The organism is Pseudooceanicola lipolyticus (assembly GCF_002786325.1).
GTDB classification, from domain to species: domain Bacteria; phylum Pseudomonadota; class Alphaproteobacteria; order Rhodobacterales; family Rhodobacteraceae; genus Pseudooceanicola_C; species Pseudooceanicola_C lipolyticus.
The window spans coordinates 1-6614 of record NZ_PGTB01000185.1; the positions used below are offsets into that span (position 1 = coordinate 1).

Genomic DNA, 6614 nt, shown 5'->3' on the forward strand with positions numbered 1-6614 from the left:
TATTCCGGGATCAAGCAGATCTCGGAAACCGTCTTTGCCCAGACCGAACGGTCGTTCGAAAAGGCCTGCCTGGTGCGCCGCCTTGCCCACCGCAAGGATGCGATCGGGCGGGGGGCCTTCCGCCGCGGCCAGCGCACGGGCGACGGCAGCATAGCCGCCGACGGCGTCGACTCCGGCCTGCCACAGGGCGATGGCGGTTTCACGCGGTGTTGTCATGTGTCCATCCAGATTGTTACGGGGCCGTCATTGATCAGCGCCACTGCCATGTCGGCGCCGAACCGTCCGGTGGCCACTGGCACGCCCTGCGCTGCCATCGCGCGGACAAAATGGTGGTAAAGCTGTTCGCCCAGTTCCGGCGGCGCGGCGGCGGAAAACCCGGGCCGGTTCCCGCGCGAGGTGTCGGCGGCCAGGGTGAACTGGCTGACCACCAGCGCGCCGCCCCCGACATCCAGCAGCGACCGGTTCATCCGCCCCTCGTCATCGCGGAAGATCCGCATCTTGGCGATTTTCGCGGCCAGCTTGTCGGCCGCCTCGGGGCCATCGCCCTGCATGGCGCAGACCAGGATCAACAGCCCGGCACCGACTTCGCCGATCACTGCGCCGCCGACGCTGACCTGTGCCTCGCTGACCCGTTGCACCAGTGCGCGCATCTAACCGCGCCAGTCCACGATTTCGTCGACCGGCGCCCGGTCGGTGCGAAAGCTGTTGGCCGGCGCGTCCGGATCGGCATAGCCAAAGGAAATGCCGCACAAGATCAGCCGGTCATCGCCAATGCCGAAATGGCGGTGCAACACCGGGCTGAAGCCCGCCAGCGCCGCCTGCGGAATCGTCGCCACGCCCTCGGCCTGGGCGGCAAGGGTGAAGGCGGTGACAAAGCCGCCGCAATCCAGCGCGCCATAGGCGCCCAGCTCGGCGGGCGAGGAAATAATCGCGCAATGCGGCGCATCGAACAGATCGAAATTGCGCATCGACTGGCGGGCCGAGGCGGCGCGGTCGCCCCTGGTGACGCCCACCGCGTCATAAAGCGCCCAGCCGCAGTCGCGCCGCCGCTGCTGGTAGACGCCGGAATAGCCGGTGGGAAAGGGCAGATCGGGGGCGTGGCCGCCGGCCTCGACCGCGTCTTTCAGAACGGCGCGCAGGGCGTCGGTTTCCGCACCGCTGGTGATCACCGCCTGCCAGGGCTGGGCATTGCACCAGGATGGCACCTTGCAGGCGGCGCCAAGGATGCGTTCGATCACCGCGCGCGGCACCGGATCGGGGCGGAAGGCGCGGCAGGAAAAGCGGCTCGCCAGCAGAGCGTCGAACGCGGAAAAGGTCATGGTCATCCGAGATATCCTGCCTGTATTGGCCGCAAGATGCGACCTGGCGCCAGCGAGGGCAAGGGGGCAGCGCAAGAACGCCTCGGGAGTCCAAAGGCTTGGTTCGGGCGCGGGCGCCCGGTCAGGGTTCGGAGGCCTGTTGCTCGACCTTTTTGCGGGCGGTTTCGCTGTCCTTGAAGGACAGGCCCATGGCGCGGCGCGCCTCTTCGATGATCTTGACCTCGCCCTCAGCGGCGGCGCCATCGGCCAGAACCACCTCCCACAGCGCCTCCAGGGCGGCCAGGCGTTCGTCCAGGCTGGTGGTTTCGCGGATCAGCTTGCCGAAAGTGTCGGTCTCGGGCGCGGCGGCGTGCAGCTTTTCGCAGGTGGCGCGCACCTTGGCGGCCTCGATCGCGTTGTGCTGATACAGCCGGGCCAGGATGCGGTCGATCAGGCTGATTTCTTCCAGCTTGTATTCCCGGTCGGATTGGGCCACGCGCACCAGCAGCGCCCCGAGTGCCAGTTCGGCATCGGGGTCGGGCAGCGACGGGGGCTCCTTGGGGCGGAACGCCTGAAAAAGCTCTTTCAACATGGGTGCGATTCTAACCCAGATATGGGGTTGGGCCAAGCAGGAACTACCCGTCATAGCCTTTGTAAATAGGTCGTTTTTCGGGGCATTGCGATGCCGTCTGCGGCAGGCGCGGGGCGGGCACCGCGAAAGGGCGGTGCGCAGGTCGGGCAGCGATTGCCCGCGCTACCGATTTGGCGCAGGTTGCGCGCCATGACTGTGCAGATTTTCGATGGCCATAACGATGTTCTGACCCGGCTGGACAAGGTCGGAGGTGTCGCGGCGGCCGGGACGTTCCTGTCCGGCATGGACGGCCAGCTTGACCTGCCAAAGGCGCGGGCCGGCGGCTTTGGCGGCGGCTTTTTCGCGATCTGGATTCGCGGGCAGGGCCCCGGCGGTTTCGACCTGAGCAGTTTGGTGCCGCCCTATGACGTGCCGCTGCCGGCGCCGGTGCCGCAGCCCTATGCCTGGGAGATCGCGCAGCGGCAGGCCGCGCTGTTGCACGAGCTTGACCGGCTGGGTGCGCTGCGCCTGTGCACCGACACCGCGCAGATCGTTGCGGCACGGGCGGAGGGGAAGATTGCCGCGATCCTGCACCTGGAGGGGGCCGAGCCGCTGGGCCCGGATCTGGCCGAGCTTGACCGGCTTTACGATCTCGGCCTGCGCTCGCTTGGTCCGGTCTGGTCGCGGCCGACCGATTTCGGCCATGGCGTGCCGTTCCGCTATCCGTCGGATTCCGATATCGGGCCGGGTCTCAGCCCGGCGGGGCAGGCCCTGGTCGAAAAGTGCAACGCGCTGAACATCCTGATCGATCTCAGCCACCTGAACGCCGCCGGGTTTGCCGACGTCGCCCGGATTTCGAACGCGCCGCTGGTTGCCACCCATTCCAATGCCCATGCGGTCAGCCCCCATGCCCGCAACCTGACCGACGATCAGCTGGCCGCCATCGCCCGTTCCGGCGGGGTGGTGGGGCTGAACTTCGAATGCAGCTTCCTGCGCCCCGATGGCCGGCCCGACACCAACACGCCGCCCGAGGTGCCACTGGCGCATCTCGACCACCTGCTGAACGCGCTGGGCGAGGAGGGGGTGGCGCTGGGCTCGGATTTTGACGGCTGCCGCCCGCCGGTATGGTTGAATTCGGCGGACAAGCTGGGCGCGCTGGTGGCGGCGATGGCGGCGCATGGCTATGATGCCGCGCGGATCGAGCGGATCTGCTGGGGCAACTGGATGCGGGTGCTGAACGAGACCTGGGGCCCCTAGGCGCGGGGGCAAGAATTTTCGAAAATTCTTGGCAAATTTCGGTGACGAAATTTCACCCGGCCAGGGCCGAAGTTACACCAGCCGCGAGGTCTCTTTCGCGGCGCGGACGAAATCGTCGAACAGCGGGTGCGGCGCGAAGGGTTTCGATTTCAGCTCGGGGTGGAACTGCACGCCGATGAACCAGGGATGGCCCGTGATCTCGACGATCTCGGGCAGGCGGCCATCCGGCGACATGCCGGAAAAGCGCAGCCCGCAATCCTCCAGCTTGTCGCGATACTTGATGTCCACCTCGTAACGGTGGCGGTGGCGTTCGTCGATGGCGGTGGCGCCATAGATCTCCGCCACTTTCGAGCCCTGCTTGAGCACCGCGTCATAGGCGCCCAGGCGCATGGTGCCGCCCTTGTCGTCGCCGACCCGGCGCTCGACCTTGGTGTTGCCCTGCACCCATTCCTTCAGGTGATAAACCACCGGGGTGAAACGCTTTTTCCCCGATTCATGGTCGAATTCCTCGGAGCCGGCATCGGCCAGGCCGGCCAGGTTGCGGGCGGCCTCGATCACCGCCATCTGCATGCCTAGGCAAATGCCGAGATAGGGCACATTGTGTTCGCGGGCGAATTGCGCGGCGCGGATCTTGCCCTCGGTGCCGCGTTCGCCAAAGCCGCCGGGCACCAGGATGGCGTGGAAGCCTTCCAGATAGGGCGAGGGGTCTTCGCGTTCGAAGATCTCGGCGTCGATCCACTCGGCCTTGACGGTGACCCGGTTGGCCATTCCGCCATGGGTCAGCGCCTCGGCAATCGACTTATAGGCGTCTTCCAGCTGGGTGTATTTGCCGACGATGGCGACCTTCACCTGGCCCTCGGCGTTGAAGATGCGGTCGGCCACATCCTCCCATTTGTCCAGGTTGGGTTTCGGTGCCGGCGCGATCTGGAAGGCGTCCAGCACCGCCTGGTCCAGCCCCTCGCGGTGATAGGCCAGCGGCGCCTCGTAGATCGAGCGCAGATCCTGCGCGGCAATCACCGCCTCGGGACGCACGTTGCAGAACAGCGCCAGCTTGGCGCGTTCCTTTTCCGGGATCGGCCCCTCGGACCGGCAGACCAGGATATCGGGGGCGATGCCGATCGAGCGCAGTTCCTTGACGCTGTGCTGGGTCGGCTTGGTCTTCAGTTCGCCGCTGGTCTTCATATAGGGCAGCAGGGTCAGGTGCATGAAGATGCACTGCCCGCGCGGCTTGTCCTGGCTGAACTGGCGGATCGCCTCGAAAAACGGCAGCCCCTCGATATCGCCGACGGTGCCGCCGATCTCGCAGAGCATGAAATCGACCTCGTCCTCGCCGGTGCGGATGAAATCCTTGATCTCGTCGGTGACGTGGGGGATCACCTGGATGGTCTTGCCCAGGTAATCGCCGCGGCGTTCCTTTTCCAACACGTTGGAATAGATCCGCCCGGAAGAGACCGAATCCGTCATCCGCGCCGCGACGCCGGTGAATCGCTCGTAATGGCCCAGGTCCAGGTCGGTCTCGGCGCCGTCATCGGTGACAAAGACCTCGCCATGTTCGAAGGGCGACATGGTGCCGGGATCGACGTTGAGATAGGGGTCGAGCTTGCGCAGCCGCACCGAATACCCGCGCGCCTGCAACAGCGCCCCCAGTGCCGCCGAGGCGAGGCCTTTGCCGAGAGAGGACACCACACCGCCGGTAATAAAAATGAATCGCGCCATCGGTGTCGAGTGCTCCCGTGATAACCGTAAAAAACTGAGTGTAAGCGGTCTGCTGAAAACCGCTGTATCACGGGAGTCCATCTATAGAGGATTCGCCGCGAAAGGGCAAGGGAACCGCAAGATGATGTTGCGGTTATTTCCCTGTGATCAAGGTGTTGTGGGTATTCGGCCTCAATCTGCTCGTGGCACCAGAGGCGCGTCATCCCCGGCCGCGGGCGGCAAAAGATCTTCGCCCGCAGGCACTTGCGCCGGTTCGCCGGCTTCCTCGGCCGCTGGTGCCTGGGGGGTGAGCCGGTCCAGCACCGAGGTGCCCGAGGCCTTTTCCGCCGCCAGGATGGTCAGCGTCAGCGAGGTGCAGATGAAGGCCACGGCCAGCACCCAGGTCAGCTTGCTGAGCGCGGTGGCCGCCGCCCGCCCGCTGACCGCGCCGCCGCCGCCGCCGCCCATGCCAAGGCCGCCGCCTTCCGAGCGTTGCAGCAGCACGATACCGATCAGACCGAAGGCCAGGATCAGGTGGATGATGAGGACGACGTTTTCCATAAGGGCCGGCGGCTCCCGCTTGTGACGGGGGGTATCTATGCAAGATCGCGGCGCGGGGCAAGGAGGAGTTTGGCCACAGGGGGACAGGCGTGCTCTGAAGGGCCGGGTGAAGACGCCGACGCCCATCCGCAAACGGGTGCTGACCGCCTCGAAACCCCGGTCCTGCCAGGCCACGCCCCTGCCAGCCCCGCCCGGTCAAATGCCACTGGACAAGCCCCCGGCCGCGGCGCAGGCTGGCGCCATGCCGCATGACGATCCCGACCATCCCCACGCTCTGTTGCCGCCGGAACCCGCGCTGCGGGTCAAGGCGCTGGAAACCCTGTTGACCCGCAAGGGGCTGGTCGACCCGGCGGCGCTGGACGCGATCATCGACACCTATGAACACCGCATCGGCCCGAAAAACGGCGCCGACGTGGTGGCGCGTGCCTGGAGCGATCCGGAATTTCGCGCGGCGCTGCTGGACGATGCAACGGCGGTGGTCAGGGAACTTGGCTATTACGGCCGGCAGGGCGAACATATCGTCGCGGTGGAGAACACCCCCGAGACCCATAACATGGTCGTCTGCACCCTGTGCTCCTGCTATCCATGGCCGCTGCTGGGCATTCCGCCCGGCTGGTACAAATCCGATGCCTATCGCGCCCGCGCGGTGCGCGAGCCGCGTAAGGTGCTGGCCGAGTTCGGGGTGGTGCTGCCCGAGCGCACCGCGGTGCGGGTCTGGGATTCGACCGCCGAAATCCGCTATCTGGTGCTGCCGATGCGGCCCGCGGGCACCGACGGGCTGGACCGCGCCGCGCTGGCGGCGCTGGTCACCCGCGACAGCATGATCGGCACCGGCCTGCCGCAGGCCCCGGCATGACCCGGATCCACGATATGGGCGGGCGATTCGGCGACGGCCCGGTCCAGCCCGAGCGCGAGGACGGCCCGGTGTTTCACCAGGACTGGCAGGCCCGGGCGCTGGCGGTGACACTGGCCGCCGGGGCGCTCGGACAGTGGAACCTGGACCGTTCGCGTCATGCCCGCGAATGCCTGTCGCCGCAGGATTACGCCGCCTTCAGCTATTACGAGAAATGGCTCGCCGGGCTGGCCGACCTGCTGGTCGAAACCGGGCTGCTCAGCCGCGACGAGTTACGCCAGGCCAGCGGGTCTGCCGCCTCGGGGGCCTCGCCGGAGGCGCTGGATCCGCGCGCGCTGCGATCCGCCAAGGTCGCCGGCGCGCTTGCCAAGGGCAGCCC

At 66.8% G+C, this 6614-nt stretch carries 7 protein-coding genes and 2 pseudogenes; 4 read left to right on the forward strand and 5 right to left on the reverse strand.

Annotated elements, in window-relative coordinates; genetic code table 11:
* Positions 1 to 78: pseudogene (locus tag CVM52_RS28185) on the forward strand (DUF502 domain-containing protein); the annotation flags it as partial.
* A 134-nt stretch (positions 79 to 212) separates the two neighbouring features.
* Here the strand turns inward: CVM52_RS28185 and dtd are convergent.
* From dtd to CVM52_RS22380, 3 genes are all read right to left on the reverse strand, one after another.
* Positions 213 to 650: a D-aminoacyl-tRNA deacylase gene (dtd, locus tag CVM52_RS22370; RefSeq protein WP_100164589.1), complete on the reverse strand. Its 438-nt coding sequence runs from the start codon at positions 648 to 650 to the stop codon at positions 213 to 215.
* Positions 651 to 1325, reverse strand: coding sequence for a nitroreductase (locus CVM52_RS22375; protein WP_100164590.1), 675 nt, complete (start codon positions 1323 to 1325; stop codon positions 651 to 653). It abuts the gene before it with no gap.
* Between the two features lie 115 nt (positions 1326 to 1440).
* The gene (locus CVM52_RS22380) at positions 1441 to 1890 is read right to left on the reverse strand and encodes a tellurite resistance TerB family protein (protein ID WP_100164591.1); all 450 of its coding nucleotides are present in this window, start codon (positions 1888 to 1890) and stop codon (positions 1441 to 1443) included.
* Positions 1891 to 2079: 189 nt separating this feature from the next.
* Here CVM52_RS22380 and CVM52_RS22385 point away from each other — a divergent pair, with 189 nt between their 5' ends.
* Entirely contained in the window at positions 2080 to 3126 is a 1047-nt protein-coding gene (locus tag CVM52_RS22385; RefSeq protein ID WP_100164592.1) for a dipeptidase, read from the forward strand.
* A gap of 72 nt (positions 3127 to 3198) precedes the next feature.
* Here the strand turns inward: CVM52_RS22385 and pyrG are convergent, their stop codons facing one another.
* On the reverse strand, positions 3199 to 4842 hold the full coding sequence (pyrG, locus tag CVM52_RS22390) for a CTP synthase (protein ID WP_100164593.1): 1644 nt from the start codon (positions 4840 to 4842) through the stop codon (positions 3199 to 3201).
* A gap of 171 nt (positions 4843 to 5013) precedes the next feature.
* The gene (gene secG / locus CVM52_RS22395) at positions 5014 to 5382 is read right to left on the reverse strand and encodes a preprotein translocase subunit SecG (protein ID WP_100164594.1); all 369 of its coding nucleotides are present in this window, start codon (positions 5380 to 5382) and stop codon (positions 5014 to 5016) included.
* A gap of 241 nt (positions 5383 to 5623) precedes the next feature.
* On the opposite strand from secG, the gene nthA reads away from it, so the two are divergent.
* Positions 5624 to 6238 (forward strand): nitrile hydratase subunit alpha, encoded by a 615-nt coding sequence (nthA, locus tag CVM52_RS22400; RefSeq protein ID WP_100164595.1) that lies wholly within the window; start codon positions 5624 to 5626, stop codon positions 6236 to 6238.
* A pseudogene (locus tag CVM52_RS22405) lies at positions 6235 to 6614 on the forward strand (SH3-like domain-containing protein); the annotation flags it as partial. The gene nthA and the pseudogene CVM52_RS22405, both read left to right, overlap by 4 nt.

Excerpts from the sequence above, each read along its gene's own strand:
- pyrG (WP_100164593.1), bottom strand. The coding sequence starts at position 4,842 with ATGGCGCGATTCATTTTTATTACCGGCGGTGTGGTGTCCTCTCTCGGC.
- CVM52_RS22380 (WP_100164591.1), bottom strand. The coding sequence starts at position 1,890 with ATGTTGAAAGAGCTTTTTCAGGCGTTCCGCCCCAAGGAGCCCCCGTCG.
- secG (WP_100164594.1), bottom strand. The coding sequence starts at position 5,382 with ATGGAAAACGTCGTCCTCATCATCCACCTGATCCTGGCCTTCGGTCTG.
- dtd (WP_100164589.1), bottom strand. The coding sequence starts at position 650 with ATGCGCGCACTGGTGCAACGGGTCAGCGAGGCACAGGTCAGCGTCGGC.
- CVM52_RS22385 (WP_100164592.1), top strand. The coding sequence starts at position 2,080 with ATGACTGTGCAGATTTTCGATGGCCATAACGATGTTCTGACCCGGCTG.
- CVM52_RS22375 (WP_100164590.1), bottom strand. The coding sequence starts at position 1,325 with ATGACCATGACCTTTTCCGCGTTCGACGCTCTGCTGGCGAGCCGCTTT.
- nthA (WP_100164595.1), top strand. The coding sequence starts at position 5,624 with ATGCCGCATGACGATCCCGACCATCCCCACGCTCTGTTGCCGCCGGAA.